20 protein-coding genes and 1 pseudogene are annotated in these 21,350 nt (G+C 65.4%); 2 read left to right on the plus strand and 19 right to left on the minus strand.

Annotation, left to right across the window (positions count from 1 at the left end; all coding sequences use genetic code 11):
* Positions 1-94 precede the first annotated feature (94 nt).
* Genes IC762_RS19210 through yajC form a run of 5 tightly spaced genes read right to left on the minus strand, consistent with a single transcriptional unit; the run spans position 95 to position 4,392 of the window.
* Positions 95-970, minus strand: coding sequence for a phytoene/squalene synthase family protein (locus tag IC762_RS19210; protein ID WP_195783832.1), 876 nt, complete (start codon positions 968-970; stop codon positions 95-97).
* On the minus strand, positions 967-1,350 hold the full coding sequence (locus IC762_RS19215; RefSeq protein ID WP_195783833.1) for an Mth938-like domain-containing protein: 384 nt from the start codon (positions 1,348-1,350) through the stop codon (positions 967-969). The genes IC762_RS19210 and IC762_RS19215 overlap by 4 nt, the downstream gene beginning before the upstream one ends.
* A 5-nt stretch (positions 1,351-1,355) precedes the next feature.
* Positions 1,356-2,384: a protein translocase subunit SecF gene (gene secF / locus IC762_RS19220; RefSeq protein ID WP_195783834.1), complete on the minus strand. Its 1,029-nt coding sequence runs from the start codon at positions 2,382-2,384 to the stop codon at positions 1,356-1,358.
* Between the two features lie 10 nt (positions 2,385-2,394).
* Entirely contained in the window at positions 2,395-3,996 is a 1,602-nt protein-coding gene (gene secD, locus IC762_RS19225) for a protein translocase subunit SecD (protein ID WP_195783835.1), read from the minus strand.
* Positions 3,997-4,035: 39 nt separating this feature from the next.
* The gene (gene yajC, locus IC762_RS19230; protein ID WP_195783836.1) at positions 4,036-4,392 is read right to left on the minus strand and encodes a preprotein translocase subunit YajC; all 357 of its coding nucleotides are present in this window, start codon (positions 4,390-4,392) and stop codon (positions 4,036-4,038) included.
* Between the two features lie 191 nt (positions 4,393-4,583).
* Here yajC and IC762_RS19235 point away from each other — a divergent pair, with 191 nt between their 5' ends.
* Positions 4,584-5,555 carry an ATP-binding protein gene (locus tag IC762_RS19235; RefSeq protein ID WP_195783837.1) on the plus strand — a complete coding sequence of 324 codons (972 nt, stop codon included), beginning with the start codon at positions 4,584-4,586 and terminating at the stop codon, positions 5,553-5,555.
* A gap of 204 nt (positions 5,556-5,759) precedes the next feature.
* On the opposite strand, the gene IC762_RS19240 is transcribed toward IC762_RS19235, so the two are convergent.
* A complete protein-coding gene (locus IC762_RS19240) occupies positions 5,760-7,145 on the minus strand; it encodes a peptidoglycan DD-metalloendopeptidase family protein (RefSeq protein ID WP_195783838.1) in 1,386 nt (461 codons plus the stop codon).
* Positions 7,146-7,255: 110 nt separating this feature from the next.
* Positions 7,256-7,906, minus strand: coding sequence for a protein-L-isoaspartate(D-aspartate) O-methyltransferase (locus IC762_RS19245; RefSeq protein ID WP_195783839.1), 651 nt, complete (start codon positions 7,904-7,906; stop codon positions 7,256-7,258).
* 369 nt (positions 7,907-8,275) lie between these two features.
* Between IC762_RS19245 and IC762_RS19250 the strand changes: the two genes are divergently transcribed.
* Positions 8,276-8,653: a response regulator gene (locus IC762_RS19250; protein WP_195790193.1), complete on the plus strand. Its 378-nt coding sequence runs from the start codon at positions 8,276-8,278 to the stop codon at positions 8,651-8,653.
* Between the two features lie 104 nt (positions 8,654-8,757).
* On the opposite strand, the gene surE is transcribed toward IC762_RS19250, so the two are convergent.
* The 12 genes and pseudogenes from surE to IC762_RS19310 form a co-directional block, all read right to left on the minus strand.
* Positions 8,758-9,525 (minus strand): 5'/3'-nucleotidase SurE, encoded by a 768-nt coding sequence (gene surE / locus IC762_RS19255; protein WP_195783840.1) that lies wholly within the window; start codon positions 9,523-9,525, stop codon positions 8,758-8,760.
* A gap of 65 nt (positions 9,526-9,590) precedes the next feature.
* Positions 9,591-10,265: a hypothetical protein gene (locus IC762_RS19260; RefSeq protein WP_195783841.1), complete on the minus strand. Its 675-nt coding sequence runs from the start codon at positions 10,263-10,265 to the stop codon at positions 9,591-9,593.
* A gap of 138 nt (positions 10,266-10,403) precedes the next feature.
* A complete protein-coding gene (gene serS, locus IC762_RS19265) occupies positions 10,404-11,735 on the minus strand; it encodes a serine--tRNA ligase (RefSeq protein ID WP_195783842.1) in 1,332 nt (443 codons plus the stop codon).
* A 178-nt stretch (positions 11,736-11,913) separates the two neighbouring features.
* The gene (gene tatC / locus IC762_RS19270; RefSeq protein WP_195783843.1) at positions 11,914-12,711 is read right to left on the minus strand and encodes a twin-arginine translocase subunit TatC; all 798 of its coding nucleotides are present in this window, start codon (positions 12,709-12,711) and stop codon (positions 11,914-11,916) included.
* Complete coding sequence (gene tatB, locus IC762_RS19275; RefSeq protein ID WP_195783844.1) at positions 12,708-13,268, minus strand: Sec-independent protein translocase protein TatB; 561 nt, start codon at positions 13,266-13,268, stop codon at positions 12,708-12,710. The genes tatC and tatB overlap by 4 nt, the downstream gene beginning before the upstream one ends.
* Positions 13,269-13,426: 158 nt before the next feature.
* On the minus strand, positions 13,427-13,660 hold the full coding sequence (locus tag IC762_RS19280; protein WP_195783845.1) for a twin-arginine translocase TatA/TatE family subunit: 234 nt from the start codon (positions 13,658-13,660) through the stop codon (positions 13,427-13,429).
* Between the two features lie 162 nt (positions 13,661-13,822).
* Positions 13,823-14,692 (minus strand): annotated as a pseudogene (gene scpB, locus IC762_RS19285) (SMC-Scp complex subunit ScpB); the annotation flags it as partial.
* A 22-nt stretch (positions 14,693-14,714) separates the two neighbouring features.
* On the minus strand, positions 14,715-15,536 hold the full coding sequence (locus IC762_RS19290; protein ID WP_195783847.1) for a segregation and condensation protein A: 822 nt from the start codon (positions 15,534-15,536) through the stop codon (positions 14,715-14,717).
* On the minus strand, positions 15,533-16,555 hold the full coding sequence (gene nagZ, locus IC762_RS19295; RefSeq protein ID WP_195783848.1) for a beta-N-acetylhexosaminidase: 1,023 nt from the start codon (positions 16,553-16,555) through the stop codon (positions 15,533-15,535). The genes IC762_RS19290 and nagZ overlap by 4 nt, the downstream gene beginning before the upstream one ends.
* Positions 16,556-16,601: 46 nt before the next feature.
* Entirely contained in the window at positions 16,602-18,122 is a 1,521-nt protein-coding gene (locus IC762_RS19300) for an SPOR domain-containing protein (protein ID WP_195783849.1), read from the minus strand.
* A gap of 119 nt (positions 18,123-18,241) precedes the next feature.
* Complete coding sequence (argS, locus tag IC762_RS19305; protein WP_195783850.1) at positions 18,242-20,038, minus strand: arginine--tRNA ligase; 1,797 nt, start codon at positions 20,036-20,038, stop codon at positions 18,242-18,244.
* Between the two features lie 9 nt (positions 20,039-20,047).
* A complete protein-coding gene (locus tag IC762_RS19310; RefSeq protein WP_195783851.1) occupies positions 20,048-21,256 on the minus strand; it encodes a deoxyguanosinetriphosphate triphosphohydrolase in 1,209 nt (402 codons plus the stop codon).
* Positions 21,257-21,350 lie beyond the last annotated feature (94 nt).

The following is a 21,350-nucleotide window of genomic DNA, read 5'->3' on the forward strand; positions in this document are numbered from 1 at the left end:
TTTTCGAGCGAAGTGGAAACCGGTTCGCGTGAAGAAGACGCGTCAAAACAAAAACCTAGAGTCCCGTTCCGATTCCATCGGAACGGGAAAGGCTCTAGCTGCCGAATTGCCTGCCGTGTGCAGCGCGCCAGAGCGTCCACAGAATGCGCAGGCGTGAGGCCGGTCTTGGTGCGAACGGATTCGTGTCCGCGCGGGCTGCTCGGTTCAGTTCGCGTCGCACCTGGGCGAGTGGCAGGAAGACCGGCCTCACCTCGCCTGGAACATCCGCAAGCAGCGCCAGCGCCGTCTCGAGATGGCGCTGCGCCTCGCGGGCGAGCTGGTCGATCGCGGCACGGATGTTCGGCGTAGGCCTGCCGGCAAACACCTCTTCCTTGCTGCTGCCATGCTGCTGCAGGAGCTGTAACGGCAAGAACAGTTGCTGCCGCGCGGCGTCGTGTCCGAACGTCGCGATCACCTCGGCCATGCCGAGGGCAAGACCGGCGTGACGGGCCAGATGGTCGATCCCATCCGACGGCCGCGCCATCACCCGCGCGGCGAGCGTGAACAGTGCCGAATCTGTGGCGTCGAGATAGCCCTTGAGCGCGGCGAGCGATGGCATCGGATCGTTGTAGAGATCGAACTGATGCTCCTCGACCAGCCGCGACAGCGGCGAGACCGGCAGGCGGTGCTTGCGGATCGCCGCAAGCAGCTCGGCTGCGACCGGATTGCCTTCGACGCCGCCATGCTCGCTGCCGGCCAGCATGTCGGTCCACCATTGCATCCTGATCTCGCCGGGCAACGGCTGGCTGACCTGCTCGTGCACACGCGAGATCTCGGCATTGAAGGCGTAGATCGCAAGCAGCGCCCGGCGTTCCGGGCCGGGGACGAACAGGGTCGAGGCGTAACGCAGGAAATCGCGGGTCCGCACCAGATCGGCGCAGAAGGCCGCGCCGTCGCCTGGCGCTTCCCTGGCCGCCTCCGTCGCGGTCATGGCACTGCGATCAGCGCCGCCGCGACGCGCCGCCGCTCGCCCAGCATGACATTGTAGGTGCGGATCGCGGGGCCGGTCTGCATGGCATCGAGCACCACGCGTACCGCGCGCAGCGCCTCGCGCAGGCCTTTCGGCACCACCCAGACCTCGGTGCCGCTGCCGACGATCAGCGTGTCGATCGCGTTCGCCGCCGCGAACACCTTCTGCAGCGAAACTTCGTCGATCTCATCCGGCCTGGTCACCGGCCAGGCCCAGATCGCATCCGGCAGGCACAGCAGCGAGCCGCGATGCGACATGTCGGCGAATGCGAAGCCGCCCTTGCCGTAGGCCTCGATCGGCGCCGACCTCGGAAGATGCGGTGCGTCCGAGGACATCGGCATGGTCGCTACTTCTTGGCTGCGGCCGCGTCCGGCTTCTTGACCGGCGCATCCTGCGCCTCGCCCCTCGTGGTGTGAACGCCGAGATAGATCAGGATCGGCGCCGCGATGAAGATCGAGGTGTAGGTGCCGACCAGCACGACGCCGAACATCATCACGGCGGTGAAGCTGTGGATGGCGTTGCCGCCGAACAGCAGCAGCGCGAGCAGCGCCAGCGTCACGGTGACGTGGGTGATGATGGAGCGCGACAGCGTCGAATTGATCGATTCGTTGAGCAGCTGCGGCATCGGCATCTTCTTGTAGCGCCGCAGCATCTCGCGGATACGGTCGTAGATGACGACGGTGTCGTTGAGCGAATAGCCGAGAATCGTCAGAAGTGCCGCGATGCTGGTGAGGTCGAAATCGACCTGGGTGATCGACATGAAGCCGATCGTGAGCACGATGTCGTGCACGTTGGCGATCATGGCGCCGAGCGCGAACTGCCACTCGAACCGGAACCAGAGGTAGATCAGGATGCCGACGATCGCGAACATCAGACCAAGCATGCCGTAGGCCAGCAACTCGCCGGAGACGCGCGGCCCCACCACCTCGACGCGGCGATAGTCGACGGATTCGCCGAGCGCGCCGCGGACCTTTCCTACGGCGTCCTGCTGCGCCTTGTCGCCACCGGGCTGTTCGGCGACGCGGATCAGCACTTCAGCCGGACCGCCGAATTGCTGCAACTGCACGTCGCCGAGGCCGAGGCCGTTCAGCGTGGTACGCATCGCGGCGATATCGGCCGTGCCGGACTTGGCCCGCACTTCCAGCAGCGTTCCGCCCTTGAAGTCGATGCCGAAATTCAGGCCATGGGTGAAGAACAGCGTGATCGCGACGATCGAGAGCAGCGCCGAGATCGGGAAGCTGATGCGGCGGAAGCGGGTGAAATCGAAATGCGTGTCGTCGGGCACGATGCGCAGCGACGGCATCCAGCCGAACGCTGCCACGACGGTCAGCACGGCGATCAGGATGCCTAGGCCAATCAGAACAATATGGGTCACGACAGGCCTCTCAGATCGGCACGGTTTGCGGCCGCTTCCAGCGCACCCACGTCGCGACGATCAGGCGCGTCATCGTGAAGGCGGTGAACACCGTGGTGATGATGCCGATGCCGAGCGTCACGGCGAAGCCGCGCACCGGCCCGGTGCCGATATAGAACAGCACCGCAGCGGCGATGAAGGTGGTGATGTTGGAGTCGAGGATGGTCGCCAGCGCCCGCTTGAATCCGGCGTCGATCGCCGAGATCGCGTTGCGGCCGCCGCGCAGTTCCTCGCGGATGCGCTCGTAGATCAGCACGTTGGAGTCGACCGCGATGCCGACCGTCAGCACGATGCCGGCGATGCCGGGCAGCGTCAGCGTGGCGTTGAGCAGCGACAGCAGGCCGAAGATCATGGCGACGTTGATGGCGACGGCGATGTTGGCGAACACCCCGAACAGACGGTAGGTGATCAACATGAAGACGACGACCAGGATCGAGCCGACATAGGCGGCGAGCTCACCCTTCGCGATCGAGTCCGCGCCGAGGCCGGGACCGACGGTGCGCTCCTCGGCGACCGTCAACGGTGCCGGCAGCGCGCCGGCGCGCATCAGGATCGCCAGGTCGTTGGCGGACTGTACGTTGAAGCTGCCGGAGATCTGCCCTTGCCCCCCGGTGATGGGCTCGCGGATGACCGGCGCCGAGAGCACTTTGCCGTCAAGCACGATAGCGAAGGGTTGGCCGACATTCTCGCTCGTCGCCTGGGCGAATTTGCGCGCGCCGGCCGTGTTGAATTTGAAGCTCACGATCGCCTCACCGGTGCGCTGGTCGAAACCGGGCTGCGCGTCGGACAACTCGCTGCCGGAGACCAGAACCTGCTTCTTGACGACGGTGGGAGGATTCGACGGCGTCGCGCTCGGGAGCAGTTCGGAATCCGGCGGCACCGAGCCTTGCTGGGCCTGCTCGGGCGATACCGTCGTGTCGACCATCCGGAATTCCATCTTCGCCGTCTTGCCGAGCAGTTGCTTCAACCGCGTCGGATCCTGCAGGCCGGGGACCTGCACCAGGATGCGGTCCGTGCCCTGGCGCTGGATCAACGGCTCGACCGTGCCGAGCTCGTTGACACGCTTTTCGACGATCTGGATGGACTGCTCGATGGTCTTGCGCAGGCGATCGAGCGTGGCCGCCGGAGGCACGCTCAAGCGGATCACCCCACCGCCGGCATCCGCCACCTCAAGGTCACGTTGCCCGCTCGATCCCATCAGTCCGCCGATCGGCTGCGCCAGTTCGCGCAACTTGGATAGCGCCTGAGCCGCGTCGGCCTCCTTGGAGATGCGAACCTCGACGGCGTCGTTGCGCGTCGCCAGGCCGGTATAGGCGATCTTGGCCTCGCGCAGCACACGCCGCACGTCGTCGCGAATCCCGTCCAGTCGCTCCTTCTTCACGTAATTCGAATCGACCTCCAGCAGCAGGTAGGAGCCGCCCTGCAAGTCGAGGCCAAGCACCATGCGCCGCTGCGCCCAGGCGGGCCAGGTCTTGACCTGCGTTTCCGGGAAGAAGTTCGGAACGGCGCACAGGCAGACCACCAGCGCCGTCAGAACGATCGCCAGCGCCTTCCACCGAGTGAAATACAACATCGAATTACCTGTCAGATTCCCAAAAAGGCGGCGCCGTTGTCAGCTCGCGGACGCCTCGTCCTTGGCGTCGCCCTTCGCCGGCTCGCCCTTGGTGCGCACGCCGGTGATCATCTGTCGCATCTGCCGCACCCGCACGCCATCGGAAATCTCGAACTCGACCTGGTCGTCGTCGACCACCTTGGTCACCTTGCCGACCAGGCCACCCGAGGTCACGATGGTATCGCCGCGGCGGACGTTCTTCACGAGCTCGGCATGGTCCTTCACCTTCTTCTGCTGCGGACGCAGAATCAGGAAGTACATGATCACGAAGATCAGCGCGAATGGCAGCAGCGACATCAACATGCTGTTGGTGTCACCACTTGCTCCAGCCTGAGCAAACGCAGGAGTAATCAGCATTCGAACGATCCTCGATAAGACGGGAAAGAACCGGCAGCGCCCGATGGTCCCTGGGGCGGTATGGCGGTCCGGACAAATTCGCGCGGACTATAGCGGCCGCGGTCCCAATTGCAACGTTAACGGGCCTTCATTTAGGGCGCTTGCGGGACCGCCGCCAGCCCGATAAGGCTGCGCCGTCAGGAACGGGAAAAATGCCGAAAAAAGCCAAGAAAACAACCAGCAGGACAGCCCCGAAAGCTGCCGGCACGCGCGCCGCAAAAACCGCGACAAAACGCCCGGAAGCAGCCCTCGACGGCGCCGCCGTGGAGCGGATCGCAATCGCCCTCGAAGCCATCGCCGGCAAGCTCGCGGCCGCCTCCCCGGCCCCCGATCCGGCCACGCTGCTTGGCGCCGCGGACGCCTTCATCTGGCATCCGGATGGCCGCCTCACGGCGGTGCCGCGGGTCAGCCGCGTCGAGATCGGCCTGCTCAAGGGCGTCGACCGGATGCGCGACATCCTGATCGAGAACACCGAGCGTTTCGCCAACGGCCTTCCCGCCAACAACGCGCTGCTCTGGGGCGCGCGCGGCATGGGCAAGTCGTCGCTGGTGAAGGCCGCGCATGCGAGCCTCAATGTCGCGCGCAAGCCGGCCGACCGGCTGAAGCTGGTCGAGATCCACCGCGAGGACATCGAGAGCCTGCCCGCGCTGATGGAGCTTTTGCGCAGCTCCTCATTCCGCTTCATCGTGTTCTGCGACGACCTCTCCTTCGATGGCAATGACGCCTCCTACAAGTCGCTGAAGGCGGTGCTCGAGGGCGGCATCGAGGGCCGGCCCGAGAACGTCATCCTCTACGCCACTTCGAACCGGCGGCATCTGCTGGCGCGCGAGATGATCGAGAACGAGCGCTCGACTGCGATCAATCCGGGCGAAGCCGTCGAGGAGAAAGTGTCGCTGTCCGACCGCTTCGGCCTCTGGCTCGGCTTCCATCGCTGCAGCCAGGACGAATATCTGGCGATGGTGAAAGGCTATTGCGACCATTACGGCATTGCGATCGCGGACGAGGCGCGCGAGCGCGAGGCGTTGGAATGGTCGACCACCCGCGGCTCGCGCTCCGGCCGCGTCGCCTGGCAGTTCACCCAGGAGCTCGCCGGACGGCTCGGCGTCCGGCTGAGCGGGAAGTAGCGCGCTCGCGCCACGGATGATGCCGTCATCCTCCGCGAAAGCGGGGGATCCAGTACGCCGCGGCCTCTCGATCTGAAATGGATGTCTCTGGAATACTGGGTCGCCCGGTCAAGCCGGGCGATGACGGACGTGGAGATGATGCAAAACGGGGGAGGCTTGCGCCTCCCCCGCTGTCATTGTCGTAAGCACCTGGAAGTGCGGCGCTTACGCGCCGTTGAGGAATTGCAGCGGGTCGACCGGCGACGAGCCCTTGCGGATCTCGAAGTGCAGCTGCGGCGAGCCGACTTCGCCCGACTGACCGGACTTCGCGATCACCTGGCCGCGCTTGATGGTGTCGCCGCGCTTCACGAGCAGCTCGCTCGCATGGGCGTAGGCGGTGACATAACCGTTGGAATGACGAACCAGCACGAGGTTGCCGTAACCCTTGAGCTCGTTGCCCGAATAGGCGACGACACCGTCCTCGGCCGCCTTCACCGGCGTACCCTCAGGCACCGCGACATTGATGCCGTCATTGACCTTGCCGTTGGTCTTGGAGCCGTAGGCGGTGATGACCTTGCCGCGCACCGGCCAGCGGAAGGTCGGCAGCGCGCCGGTAGCCTCGCTCGATTTGGTAACGACTGGAGCCTCGGCGGCCGCAGTCGGCGGTTCGACAGTGGCGGTCGGCTGGACCAGCCGCGCGCTCTGCGGCTGCGCGGTCGCAACGACCCTCGGGGCAGCCACCGCCGGCGCAGGCGCCATCGCAACCGGCGCCGCTACGGGAGCAGCAACCGGTGCGGCCGGCGCGACCATCGCGGTCTTGGCGCCGGGCACGGTGAGCTTCATGCCGGGGCTGAGCCGCGCCGACAGATCGAGATTGTTGGCGTGGGCGAGCTCGGCTGCGGAGATGTGGTGCTGGCGCGCGATGCTGTGCAGCGTGTCACCGCGATTGACGTAGTGGATGCCAGGCGCGGCCGCCACGGCGACCGGCTTGACCATCGGCGCGGCCATCGCGGGCGCAGGCACCGCGGCGGTTGCGGTCGGATGCGGAATGATCAGCTGCTGGCCGGGCGACAGCGCGCGCGGCCCCTTGTAGCCGTTGGCGTGCAGGATCTCGGCCTTCGAAACATTGTAGCGCTTGGCGATGACGTCGAGCGTATCGCTGGTGCCGACGATGATCGTGGTCCCGCTGCGCGGAGGCGCAGCATGTGCAGCGGCGAGCGAATGCGGCACGGTGCCGGTGGATTCGATCTGCGGCCGCGCCGGGGGCGGCGCGTAGGAGGAAAGCCCGCGCCCTCCTCCGGAGACGCCACCACCTCCGCCGGCCACCGGATAGGATTGCGGCGCCGCGACCGGCGGCGGCAACGGCTGCGACTGGTACTGCGAGTACTGCGACTGCGGCCGGGAATATTGCGGCAGCTCGCGCGGCGGTTGCTGCTGCTGGACCGTGCCGGTCGGCTGCGGATCGAAGGCAAACGGATTTTGCGAGTAGGAGTTTTGCGAGAAGCGCGACGACATATCGGCGCTGCAACCGGCAAAGGCGATGGACATCAGCGCCAGCACCGCAGCTTGCGGCGCGCGACGCGAGCGAAGCAACTCAACGACCCCAGACATGGTTACTCACTCGTACGCAACAAAAGACTGTTTTGAGTAAACACGTCCCGAGTAAATAACCGCTTAACCCTGCGAATAAGACGTTGGCGGCAAGCGCCAATCCACGCTTCTCACAATTCACGCGCAATCCCGTGCAGCGCGGGCACGAAGCGCACATCGACCAGTTCCTTGCGGTCGAAGCCAGCATCGGTGCGCACCATACGGACCAGGGTCTGGGTACCCTGCTGCGGCCCGACCGGGGCGATCAGGACGCCGGCCGGCTCGAGCCGCTGCAGGAGCGGCTCCGGGATTTGCTCCATCGCCGCGGTGACCATGATGCGGTCGAATTCGCCGGCGCCCGCAGGTATGTCGAAACCGTCCCCGAGCAGCACCTCGATATTGAAATAGCCGAGCTTTTCGATCCGCTTGCGGGCGACGTCGGCCAGCGTGCGGTAGCGCTCGATGGTCAGCACATGCTTGCAGAGCCGGGACAGGATCGCGGCCTGGTAGCCCGAGCCGGTGCCGATCTCGAGCACCCGGTGGTCCTTCCGCAACTGCAGCTGCTCGGTCATGTAGGCCACCACGAAGGGCTGGCTGATGGTCTGCCCGCAGGGGATCGCAAGCGCACTGTCGCGATAGGCATGATCGCGGTCGGCGGCCTCGACGAAGACTTCGCGGGGCACCTCCTCCATGGTCCGCAGCACGGCCTGGTCGCTGATTCCGCGCCGCCGCAAGGTCAGCTGAAACATCATTTTCTCGGGCGGATGTGGGTTCACAGCCATGCTTTCAACGTCTCTGGCCCGCAGCGGGTCCCCTCATAAGGTTCTTGCCACGAGAGTTCGAAATGCCGCGTTAAGGAAAAATTTCTCCTGATATCTGTTCCTGACCGGGAACCGTGGCCCTCGGTTTTCTTGCCGGCACCACGGCTGCTTCCCATATGACGGCGAGCGACGCACGACAGGAAGCCCCGCGCTTGAAGCGGATCGAGGGCTTGGCTTGCTAACCAACTCCCTGGACGCGATCTCATGCGACGAGCCGGCTTGAGCGATTCGCCGCTATGCACTGCAAATTGCAGGCAATTCTCAAACGTTTGCATTGCGCCTTTCGGTGTTATTTGCGAGCTTGGTTCAGGGACGGGCAAGGATTCCATCATGACGGCGATACGGCCGGCGGGCTGTTCAGTTTTCCTCGTAGAGGACGAGGTCATGATCCGGATGATGGTCGCCGATATGCTGGAGGAACTCGGCCACAGCGTCGCGGCCGAGGCCGGCGAAATCGGCGAAGCGGTAAAGCTCGCGCAGTCGACCGAATTCGACCTTGCGATCCTGGACGTCAACGTCAACGGCAAGGTGATCACGCCGGTCGCCGAGCTGATCAACGCGCGGAACCGGCCCTTCATCTTCGCGACCGGCTACGGCTCTTCCGGCCTGCCCCAGGAATATCGCGACCGCCCGGCGTTGCAGAAGCCGTTTCAGCTGGAGACGCTGGCGCAGGCGATCAACAACGCGATGAAGAGCGCACCGGTTTAGCAGCAAACTCAGTGCGCAGCCCGGATGCAGCGCAGCGCAATCCGGGATTCCACCGCGGCTAAGAGCGGTGCCTGATTTCGCTTCGCTCCATCCGGGCTACAGGATCACTTCAGCGTCGTGGTGAGCGCTTCCGAAAATACTTCATCGGTGCGGTCGAGCCGCAGCGGCGTCACCGAGACGTAGCCCGCGGCGAGCGCCGCGAGATCGGTGCCCTCCGCCGGCGTATCCATCATCGCCGCGCGCTCGAATCCGATCCAGAAATACGGATTGCCGCGCCCGTCGTGACGGCGATCGATCTTGAGGAAGCCGAGATTGCGCTTGCCCTGCCGGGTGACGCGGATGCCCTTGACCTCGTCGGGCAAGACGGCCGGGAAGTTGACGTTGACGACGGTGTTCTTCGGGATGCCGGCCGCGAGCACCTTGCGCAGAATATCGGGACCGAATTTCAGCGCGGTGTCCCACAGCGGCTTGTCGCGGGTGGCGATGCTGAACTCCTGGGACAGCGCAAATGACGGCAGGCCGAGAATGGTGCCCTCCAGCGCGCCGGCGATGGTGCCGGAATAGACCACGTCCTCGGCGACGTTGCGGCCCTTGTTGACGCCGCTCAGCACGAGATCGGGCAGCTTCTCGCCGAGGATGTGGCGCGCACCCATGATCACGCAATCGGTCGGCGTACCGCGCACCGCGAAGTGCCGCGGGCCGACCTCGCGCAGGCGCAGCGGATCGTTCAGCGACAGCGAATGCGAGACGCCGGACTGATCGAGCTCGGGCGCGACGATCCAGACGTCGTCGGACAAAGCGCGGGCGATCTGTTCGAGGACCTGGAGGCCGGGTGCGTGGATGCCGTCATCATTGGTGCAGAGAATTCGCATCCGTCAAATTGCCTTTGTTGCGATTCGAGGCGGGTTTTCGTTGGCTTGGTGGCCGTCTTAGCCCCCTAGGGCCGCGGAGGCAAACCGGGCAAATTCCTGTGCCATCGCGTCAGCGATGCGCGCCACGGACGGACGAATCTGCCGCTGCCGGCGATCTTGCGGGTGAACACCGGCCAGGCCGATTTCGGCCGTCCCGACAGCGGAGGATCGGCTGCCCGAACCGCGACCGCGGCAGGCGCTGGGGGCACTGCCGGCGCAGGCGGATCGGGTATGACCGGTGCGGCTTGCGGAGGCTCAGGCTCGGCAAGTTCAGGCTTTGGCGCTTCGGATTCGAGCGGCGCGGCAATGGGTGCCTCCACCGACCTTGCGGCTGACGCAGCCGCGGCCGATCTCGACTTCAGCCTCGCCAGCAGCTCCTCGATCGTCGGCACCGATGACGGCTCGATCGCAGGGCGCGGCGGCGGCACGGCGCGGGCCGGCGGCGCTGGCGTCACCTGAGGTGGCGGCATGCCGCCGGGCGCGACATCGACAAACCTGTTGCGCGCAATTTCGACCGCCTTGTCGAAATCATCCCGGTTGATCCAGGCCTTCGACTGCATCGCCTCGACCACGCCCGGCTCCCACAGCCGCGCGATCTCGATATCGTAATAGCCCATCTGCTTCTGATTGATCAGCTGCAGCCCGTGGCCCGTGACGGCCCATTGGCGACCAAGCCAGTGGATGTCACGGTGGAGTGGCATCGGCTAAAGCGCGATAAAATTGGGTGGAGTTGTCATCGCGCTTCAGCTCCCCGTTTTGAGCATGATCTGTTCGGAAAACCGCTTTGCACTTTGCGCTAACGCGGCCCTTCGGGTCCGGATCATGCCGTGGCTCCCCGCCTACATGCCGTGCTCGATGACCTTGAGCCCGCCCATATAGGGCTGCAGCACATCGGGCACCGCGATCGAGCCGTCCTGCTGCTGATAGGTCTCCATGACAGCGATCAGCGCGCGGCCGACCGCCGTGCCGGAGCCGTTCAGCGTGTGCACGAAACGCGGCTTGCCGTCGGGACCGCGCGAGCGCGCATCCATGCGGCGGGCCTGGAAGTCGCCGCACACCGAGCAGCTCGAGATCTCGCGATAGGCGCCGCCGTCGCCCTGCCCCGGCATCCACACCTCGATGTCGTAGGTCTTCTGCGCGGAGAATCCCATGTCGCCGGCGCACAGCGTCATCACGCGGTAATGCAGATCGAGCCGCCGCAGCACTTCCTCGGCGCAGGACAGCATGCGCTCCAGTTCGTCCTTGCTGGCCTCCGGCGTCGTGATCGAAACCAGCTCGACCTTCGTGAACTGGTGCTGCCGGATCATGCCGCGGGTATCACGTCCGGCCGCACCTGCCTCGGCGCGAAAACACGGCGTCAGCGCGGTGAGCCGCATCGGCAGATCCTTCTCGTCAAGAATGGATTCGCGCGCGAGATTGGTCAGCGAGACTTCGGCGGTCGGGATCAGGCCAAGCCGCTCGCTGCGCAGATCAGCATTCGGCGACGCGAGCAACTCGCCCTTGATCGCCCAGAACTGGTCGTCCTCGAATTTCGGCAACTGCCCCGTGCCGAACATCACGGCGTCGCGCACGAGCAGCGGCGGATTGATCTCGGTATAGCCGTGCTCGCCGGTGTGCAGATCGAGCATGAACTGCCCGATCGCACGCTCCAGGCGCGCCAGGCCCTTCTTCAGCACGACGAAGCGCGCGCCGGACAATTTTGCTGCCGCCTCGAAATCCATATCCCCGAGCGCAGTGCCGAGATCGTCGTGCAGCTTCGGCGCAAAACCGTAATCGCGCTTCTTGCCGTAGACATGGTGCTGAACATTGCCGCGCTCGTCGACGCCATCGGGCACCTCGTCGAGCGGCAAGTTTGGAATCGACGACAGCTCCTTGGTCAGCTCCTCATCGGCCGTCTTCGCCGCGGCCTCGAGCTCCGGCATCGTGGTCTTGAGCTCCGCGACCTCGGCCATCAGCTTGGCGGCGCGCGGCTCGTCCTTGGCCTTCTTGGCATCGCCGATCTCCTTCGAGGCCGCGTTGCGCCGGGCCTGGGCCTGCTCGGAGGCCAGGATCGCGGCACGGCGCTTCTCGTCGATCGCCAGCAGCGACGACGACAGCGCGGCCAGTCCGCGGCGCTTGAGGCCGGCGTCGAAGGCCGTCGGATTGTCGCGGATCGCTTTGATGTCGTGCATGGCGCAAAATTCCCGGATCGATGCCCCCGAAGGGCCGTCTCAACTACCACGACCGTCATCACCCGCGAAAGCGGGTGATCCAGTATTCCAGAGACGGCAGTGTGTGACCGAGAGGCCGCAGCGTACTGGATACCCCGCATTCGCGGGGTACGACGACCGGATATGTGACGAAATCACCCTACTCGGCCGGATTGGGGGCCGAGGGCGCGGCCGCCGAGGCGGCGGCCTTTTTCTCCACAATGCGGACGGCGACGATCGAGCCCTCGTAGAGCAGCAGCAGCGGGATCGCGAGCGAGGCCTGGCTCAGCACGTCAGGCGGCGTCAGGACGGCCGCGATGATGAAGGCGACCACGATGAAATAGCGCCGCTTTTCCTTCAGCATCTTCGAGGTGACGATGCCGATCCGTCCGAGCAGCGTCAGGATCACCGGCAGCTGGAACGCAATGCCGAAGGCGAAGATCAGCGACATCATCAGCGAAAGATATTCGCCGACCTTGGGCAGCAGCTGGATCTGCGCCGATTCTGCGCCGGCCGCCTGCTGCATGCCGAGCGAGAAGCGGGTCAACATCGGGAACACCACGAAGTAGACCATCATCGCGCCCAGCACGAAGAACACGGGCGTGGCGATCAAATACGGCAGGAACGCATTGCGCTCGTGCCGATAGAGGCCGGGCGCCACGAACTTGTAGATTTGTGCCGCCACGATCGGAAATGAGATGAACCCGGCGCCGAACAGCGCGAGCTTGAGCTGCGTCAGAAAATATTCGAGCAGCGCCGTGTAGATGAATTTGGAATTCTCCGGTCCGGCGACCCAGATGAAGGGCCACACCAGCACGTTGAAGATCTGCTTGGCGAAGAAGAAGCAGAAGATGAAGGCCACGCCGAAGCCAAGCAGCGCCTTGATCAGCCGCGAGCGCAGCTCGATCAGATGATCCATCAAGGGGGCCTTGCTGGCCTCGATGTCTTCGGCGCTCATGACGCTCTCGCGTCCTTCAGCGCACCAGGCTCGGCCGGCGTGGCCTCGGCCGGCGTCACGTCGTGCGGCGCCGGCGGCTCCGGCTTGACCTCGCTGGTGATCGCAAGCGGCTCGCTGGTCGCGACGTGAGTCTCGGCCTCGACAAACGTTTCTGGCGTTGGCGCGACCGGCGTCGTGGGCATCACCGGCGCGTCGCTCGACGTCACCGGTGCGTCGCTTGACGTCACCGGCGCGTCGATCGCGGAGGCGACCTGCGCATCGGCGGGCTTATCGATCTGGAGCGCGTCGCTGACGTCCTTTTGCAACGAGGTCATGATGTTGCCGCTGGTGATGCCGGTGGCGGCTTCCCTGACCTCGTCGAAGCTCTTCTTGAGATCGGCCATCTCGGCCTCGCGCATGGCCTCCTGGAACTGGCCCTGGAATTCGGCGGCCATCTTGCGGGCCTTGCCCATCCATTGCCCGACCATGCGCAGCACGCCCGGCAGTTCTTTCGGGCCGATGGCGATCAGCGCGACGACCGCGATGACGACCAGTTCACTCCACCCGATATCGAACATGAATTCTTCCGCCTAAGCGCACCGCAGACGGCCCCATCCCCAACAGGATATGGGGCGGCCGGCGCCTTGTCTCAATCGGCGTCCATAGCGCGTCTGTGCGACGGCGTCACCGTTTCGCGCAACAAAAAACGTCGGAATAAACGTATCCTGCAAGGGCCTTAGACGGCCTTGCTGCCGACATCCTGGCGCGCGGCCTGCGGCGCCGCATTGTGGTCGATGGCCTTGGTCGGCTCGGGCTTGTCGGCAACCTTGTCGTCGTCCTGCATGCCCTTCTTGAAGGCCTTGATGCCCTGGGCGACGTCACCCATGAGGTCCGAAATCTTGCCGCGCCCGAACAGCAGCAGGACCACTGCGATCACGACGATCCAGTGCCAAATGCTCAACGAACCCATCCTGCAACCCTCCGAAAATGGCCGGCGAACCGGCCTGACTTTGCCCGGAAGGTAGGCCCGCGAGACGTCAAAAACAAGGACTTCAGCCGCGGCAAATCGCTGTCGCGGCTACGTAATATTGCTAGCCTTAACCGGGAATATTCCGGGCTATTCGCCCTTCTCCTCGGGGTCGGTGTCGCCGCTTTCATCATGACCGCTTTCATCGTGGCCGCGGTCATCCGGCGCGTCCTCGTCGGCAGCCTCGGACGCCATCGCTTCGGCGTCCTCCGTGGCGGATGCTTCGGCTGGCTCCGGCGCGGCGGCTTCGGTCTCGGCGGTCTCCGCTTCCGGCTCGGCGGCCGGCGCCAGCAACAGTTCCAGCGTGTCGCCGGGCTCCAGCGGGTCCTCGTCGTCGCGTAGGGTTGCATCGTCGGTCGGCGACGGAACGCTGAAGCCGGTCGGCAGACGCGAGTCGAGCAGACCGGTGCCCTTCAGCTCTTCGAGCCCCGGCAGATCGCCGAGCGCCTCGAGGCTGAACTGCGACAGGAACCCGTCGGTGGTTCCGAAGGTCAGCGGACGGCCCGGCGTCTTGCGGCGACCGCGCGGACGGATCCACCCGGTCTCCAGCAGCACGTCGATGGTTCCCTTCGACGTGACGACACCGCGGATCTCTTCGATCTCGGCCCGCGTCACCGGCTGGTGATAGGCGATGATCGCCAGCACCTCGATCGCGGCGCGCGACAGCTTGCGCGTCTCCGTGCTCTCGCGCGTCATCAGCCACGCCAGATCGCCGGCGGTGCGGAACGTCCACTTGTTGGCAACCTTCACGAGGTTGACGCCGCGCGACGCGTACTCCGCCTGCAATTGCGCCAGCGCCACCTTGACGTCCACGCCGTCGGGCATCCGCTTTGCCAGCGTCGCCTGATCGATCGGTTCGCTCGATGCAAACAACAGGGCTTCCAGGAGCCGCAATTCTTCAGGACGCGCCATCGGATCCATCGGAGAAACCTCCTCCGCGGGTTCTTCTATGCGCACTTCCGCCAAGCTTGCCATGGGCTTGCTCTCCTTCTTCCGCTTACTCAACCGATAGATCCGGCGCCGCCATGGCGGCTTGCGCAGGACGCTTTCGGAAATAGATCGGCGCGAACGCCTGCTTCTGGTTGATTTCCATCCCGCCTTCGCGGACCAGCTCGAGGGCCGCTGCGAAGCTCGACGCGAACACCGTCGCCTTCTGGGTGGGATCGGCGACGTAGTTCAGCAAATACTCGTCGAGGCAGCTCCACTCCTCGGCGATACCGACCAGTCGCTCCAGCGAGGCGCGCGCTTCCGCGAGCGACCACACCTTGCGCTTGGCCAGATGCACCGAGGTCAGCACCCGCGACTGGCGCTGCGTGGCGTAGGCCGACAGCAGGTCGTAGAGCGTCGCGGTGAACTTGGGATGCTTGATCTCGGCGATCGATTCCGGATTGCCGCGCGGAAAGATATCGCGCTGGAACTGGGGCCGGTTCAGCAGCCGGTTCGCAGCCTCGCGGATCGCCTCCAGCCGGCGCAGCCGGTTGGCCAGCGCAGTCGCCATCTCCTCCGCGCTCGGCCCTTCCGCGCTCGGCGGTTCCGGCAGCAGCAGCCGCGACTTCAGGAACGCAAGCCACGCCGCCATCACCAGATAGTCCGCTGCAAGCTCGAGGCGAATCTTGCGCGCTGCCTCGATGAACGAAAGGTACTGATCGGCGAGCGCCAGGATCGAGATCTTGGACAAGTCGACCTTCTGCTGCCGCGCCAGCGTCAGCAGCAGGTCGAGCGGCCCCTCATAGCCCTCGACGTCGACCACCAGCGCCGGCTCGCCCTCGGCGAGATCAGCCGGCCGCCCGGTCTCGAATGACAAAATCTCAGCGGTCATGCCGTCCCTACCCGATCCAACAACGCATCCAGTTCAGCCCGCGCCGCCTGCCGGTCGAGCGGTTGCGGCGGCTTCCGCGCAGCCAACGCCGCTTCGGCGCGCGCCAGCGCCATGCCGGCCAGTTCCGGCGTCTCCGCTGCGACCGCGCGCATCTCGTCGAGATTGCCGTTGCAGTGCAGGACCATGTCGCAACCGGCACTGACGATGGCCCGGGTGCGTTCGGCGATCGAGCCGGCCAGCGCATTCATCGACACGTCATCACTCATCAACAAACCTTGGAACCCGATCCGGCCGCGAATCACCTGATCCACGATTGTCGCAGAAGTCGTCGCCGGATGGGCGCCGTCGAGCGCGCTAAACACAACATGTGCAGTCATCGCCATCGGCAGGTCGGCAAGCGGCTGGAACGCGACGAAATCAGTCCGTTCGAGCTCATCTTTGGCGGTATCGACCGTCGGAAGCCGGAAATGGCTATCCGCCGTGGCCCGGCCATGGCCGGGAATATGCTTGAGAACCGGCAACACCCCGCCCCGTTCCAGGCCGTCCGTGACCGCGCGGGCGATCGCCGCGACCTTGCCCGGCTCGGTTCCATAGGCCCGGTTGCCGATCACGGCATCCGCGCCGGCCACCGGCACGTCGGCCAGAGGCAGGCAATCGACGGTAATCCCGAGATCGGCCAGATCCGCCGCGATCAGGCGGGAGCTCAACCGCGCCGCGGTCAGTCCCAGATTCGGGTCGATGTCATAGAGCGCGGCAAAGCTCGCGCCGGGTGGATAGACCGGCCAGTGCGGCGGCCCGAGCCGCTGCACCCGGCCGCCTTCCTGGTCGATCAGGACCGGCGCATCTTCATCACCGAGCGTGGCCCTGAGTTCCGCAACCAGAGCCGAGACTTGCGCCGGGGTCTCGATGTTGCGCTTGAACAGGATGAAGCCCCATGGTCGTTCGGCGCGAATGAATTCGCGTTCGGCCTCGCTGAGGACCAGTCCGGATATACCGATAATGAATGCGCGGTTCGTCATCCGGCCGATTAGGCCGTATGCGGCTCACGGGTCAAGGAAACCGCCGTTAATTCCTTTGGACGACGCACTGTCCGCCGGCAGATTTCAGGTTGCCGCAGAACTGCGTCGCCTCATCCGGCGAACCGAACGGGCCAACCATGGCGCGATAATACACGCCCTTCTCGCCAAGATCGGCGCGCCTGATCACCGGCGGATGCGACCCGAGCACGCCCGGGAACTTGCCCTGCAGCGCCCGGTACGATGACTGCGCGTCAGCCTCGTTCCGCTGCGAGGAGACCTGGACCATGTAGCCGCTGCTGACGGAGGCTGTCGAAGTCGAAGCCAGCCGGGTCGGCGGCGCGGCGGGAGCAGGATCAGACTGACCCGGGGCCAGCGACAACGGCGCATTGGCGCTGGCATTGGCCGAGGCCGGGTTGCCGCGCGACACCGGAGGCTTTGTCGCTCCCGCCGGCTTGGCCGGCACAGCGGCCTGGGCTTGCGCGCCGTCAGGCGTATCGCCCTTCACCGAGAGGGTGCGGATCTTGCGCGGCTCGCTATTCGGCATGGTGCCGTTGGCTGAGGCCGGCGCCGGCGGAGGCGGCGCGGTCTGCACGCTGGCCGGCGGCGGCGGATTGGCATTGGCGTTCAACGGCGGAAACACGACGCGCGGTCCGGCCGCCTTGCTGTTGACGTCGACTGGAGCCTCTTCGCGCGACACGATTTTCTCGGTGCCGTCGCCACTGGCCATGCGGTCCGGCGTCTTGGCCGGTGCATCGGCCTGGGCCGGGATCACCTTGGTCGGCGTGTTGTCAGCCTTGATGATCGGCGGCTCGCCGTTGCGGGGCGATCCGACATAGGTGCGGTAGGCGTACGCGCCGCCGACGCCGAACACCGCGAGCGCAAGCACGGCAGCAACCGTCATCAGGCCGCTGCTGCGCCGGCGCGGCTCGGGCTCTTCGTCCTCATAACCCTGATAGGCATAGGGATCGTCCGGATAGGCTGGATCGCGCTGCAAATCCTGCTCCCCGGCTTCCAACTGCCCGTACAGCGCATCGTCATAGCGCGACGGATCGTGGCCTTGATCGGCGGCCTGGTAATGCTGCTCTTCGTCGTCATAGGTCTCAGCCGGCTGGTAGGTCTGGACCGACGGCGACGGATAGCTGTGGACGGGCGCAGGCACGGGGAGCGGCGCAGGCGCCGGCTGGGCCGCATAACGGTGCAGCGGATGCACCGGGCTCGGCTGGAAATCCTGCTCGGGCTCCTCGTCATCGATCTGCGGCGGCGGTGGCGGCGAAGCGTCCTGCCGCGCACGTTGCATCCATGGCGGCGGGCCGGCCGGCCGCGCATCGTCATCCTCGACCGGCGGTTGATAAGGCTGCGGCGGCCGGACGTTGGCGCGCGACTGCAAAGGATGCGGCGGCAACGGCGCTTGCTGCTTGTTGGCGGTACCGAACGGATCGGTCTGGCCGATCAGCCGGGCCAGTTCGGCAAGCGGATCGCTCTCGGCCTTGGCAGCCGCGTCCGGATAAGCACCGCGATCATAGTCATCGGCGGCGGGAAAAGGTCGGTCCTGATATCGATCAGCCATCGTGATGATGCATCCCCTTCGGGACAGCGCCAGGATTGCCAAGCGCTGCCGGTCCGAACGAATTGGCCCCTGCCAGATGCCCTCACAAATCCCCACTCGTGAGGGCCAAATGCCCCTGCCTACCGCATCTCGGTTGGTGCTTGGACGCCTAGAACTCTTAGGCCCGATGCGAGAACCGAGACGACGCCCTGAACCATTGCCAGTCGCGCCCTCGTGATCTCTGCATCATTATTGATAATGAAGCGTAAATAGGGCAAATCCCGCCCCTTGGTCCAAAGCGCATGAAATTCGCTGGCCAAATCATACAGATAAAAAGCGATTCGGTGCGGCTCATGTGCAGTCGCCGCAGCTTCGATCATGCGCGGATAGAGCGCAAGCCGCTTCAAGAGGTCGAGCTCGGCCGGGTCGGTCAGCCGCTCGACCGCAGCATCCCGTAGAAATACCAGCCTGGCGTCATCGGCCTGAGGCAGCTCCGGAACCGCCTCTTCCCGCGCATTGCGGAAGATCGAATGGCCGCGGGCGTGGCCGTACTGCACGTAGAAGACGGCGTTGTCCTTGGACTGCTCGATCACCTTGGCGAGGTCGAAATCGAGCACCGCGTCGTTCTTGCGGAACAGCATCATGAAGCGGACGGCATCCGAGCCGACCTCGTCGACCACTTCGCGCAGCGTCACGAACTCGCCCGAGCGCTTCGACATCTTCACCGGCTCGCCGTCGCGCAGCAGCTTGACGAGTTGCACGATCTTGACGTCGAGCTCGGCCTTGCCGTCGGAGACAGCCTTCACCGCCGCCTGCATCCGCTTGATGTAGCCGCCGTGATCGGCGCCGAACACGTCGATCAGATTGCCGAAACCGCGCTCGAACTTGTTGCGGTGGTTGGCGATGTCGGAGGCGAAGTATGTGTAGGAGCCGTCCGACTTGATCAGCGGACGATCGACGTCGTCGCCATAGGCGGTGGCGCGGAACAGCGACTGCTCACGGTCCTCGTAGTCCTCGACCGGCTTGCCCTTCGGCGGCGGCAGGCGCCCTTCGTAGATGTCGCCCTTGGCGCGCAGGAAATCGATGGTCTCGGCGACCTTGTTGTTGCCCGTCGCGATCAGCGACCGCTCCGAGAAGAACACGTCGTGATGGATGTTGAGCGCGGCGAGATCGGCCTTGATCATCTCCATCATCATGGCGATCGCCTTGTCGCGCACGACCGGCAGCCATTGGGCTTCCGTCATGTCGAGCAGCTTGTCGCCATGGTCCTTGGCAAGCGCCTCGCCGACCGGCTTGAGGTAATCGCCGGGATAGAGCCCTTCCGGGATCGCGCCGATGTCCTCGCCCAACGCTTCGCGGTAGCGCAGGAATGCCGAGCGCGCGAGCACGTCGACCTGGGCGCCGGCGTCGTTGATGTAATATTCGCGACAGACGTCGAAGCCGGCAAACTGCAGCAGACTGCACAGCGCGTCGCCGAACACGGCGCCGCGGCAATGGCCGACATGCATCGGTCCGGTCGGGTTGGCCGAGACGTACTCGACATTGACCTTCTCGGCCTTGCCGATGCCGCTCTGCCCATAGGTCGAACCGGCAGCCAGCACCGCGCGCAGCGCGTCGGCCCAGACCTCGGGCTTCAGGGTCAAATTGATGAAGCCGGGTCCGGCGACGTCGACGGACGCGACCAGCGGGTCGGCGCGCAGCCGCTCGGCGATCTTGTCGGCGAGCTCGCGCGGCTTGGCCTTGGCTTCCTTCGCCAGCACCATCGCGGCGTTGGTCGCCATGTCGCCGTGGCTGGCATCGCGCGGCGGCTCGACCACCACGCGCGACAGATCGGTGCCGGCAGGCCAACCATCCTGGGCGGCGATCTCGGCGCAGATGGCGTGCACGCGCGCCAGCACGTCGGCGAAAAGATGCAGTGAAGCGGTGGTATCGGCCATGGCAGGGCGCTAACGCAAATCCGGGGTCGAGTCAAAAAGCCGCTGATGCTCGATCAGGGCGAAACGGTCGGTCATTCCGGCGATGAAATTGCCGATCCGCCTGTTCCGCGCGCTCTCGGTCTCATCTGCCGTGCCCTCGATCCATTCGGCCGGCAGGTCGCCCGGCGACTGCCGGTAGCGCTCGAACAAATTGCGGACCACCTGCTCCGCCTCGCCCATCACCTGCATCACCCGGTGATGCCGGTACATCCGCTTGTACAGGAAGGTCTTGATCGCCGCCTCCTGCTCGGCCACGTCGGGCGGAAAGCCGATCAGCGGCGCATGGTGATGGCGGACGTCATGGACCGATTGCGGCTGCGCGGCAGCAAGGCGCGCGCTCGCCTCCCTGGAGACCGCGTTGATGAAATGCGAGATCAGCTCACGCACCAGCTCGGCGCCGCGCCGGACCTCGTCGAGCGCCGGATAATGGGCGTCGATCTCGCCGATGATTTCCGCGGTCAGCGGCATCTCCTTCAGATCGTCGACCGCGAACAGGCCGGCGCGCAGGCCATCGTCGATGTCGTGGGCATCATAGGCGATGTCGTCGGCGAAGGCCGCGACCTGCGCCTCGAGCGAGGCGTAGCTCCACAGCTCGAGATCGTAGATCGCATTATAGTCGGCGATGCCGACCGGAATGCCGCTCTCCACGTAGCGTCCGACGGGCGCGCCGTTGCGCGCGGTCAGCGGGCCATTGTGCTTGACGATGCCCTCCAGTGCCTCCCAGGTCAGGTTGAGGCCACCGAACTCGGGATAGCGGTGCTCCAGCGAGGTGACGACCCGCAGCGTCTGCGCATTGTGGTCGAAGCCGCCATGCGCGTTCAGGCACTGGTCCAGCGCCCGCTCCCCGGCATGGCCGAACGGCGGATGGCCGAGGTCGTGCGCCAGCGCCAGCGTCTCGGTCAGGTCCTCGTCAAGCCCGAGCTGGCGGGCCAGCGCCCGGGCGACTTGGGCCACCTCAAGCGAATGGGTCAGCCGGGTGCGGTAATGATCGCCTTCGTGGAAGACGAAGACCTGGGTCTTGTGCTTGAGCCGGCGGAACGCGGTCGAGTGGATCACTCGGTCGCAGTCGCGCCGGAACGGGCTGCGGGTCCGGCTCGGCGGCTCCGCGACCAGTCGGCCCCGGCTGCGACCGGGGTCGCAGGCATAGGGCGCGCGGGGGGCAGCCATTCCGACCGACACGGTATTTTAGTCCTTATCCATTTGATTCCATGGCCCGACGCACTTAACTATTGATGGCGCCGGATACCAAATGAATTGGGTATGACGGGCTATC

It is taken from the genome of Bradyrhizobium genosp. L (assembly GCF_015624485.1).
Lineage (GTDB): Bacteria > Pseudomonadota > Alphaproteobacteria > Rhizobiales > Xanthobacteraceae > Bradyrhizobium.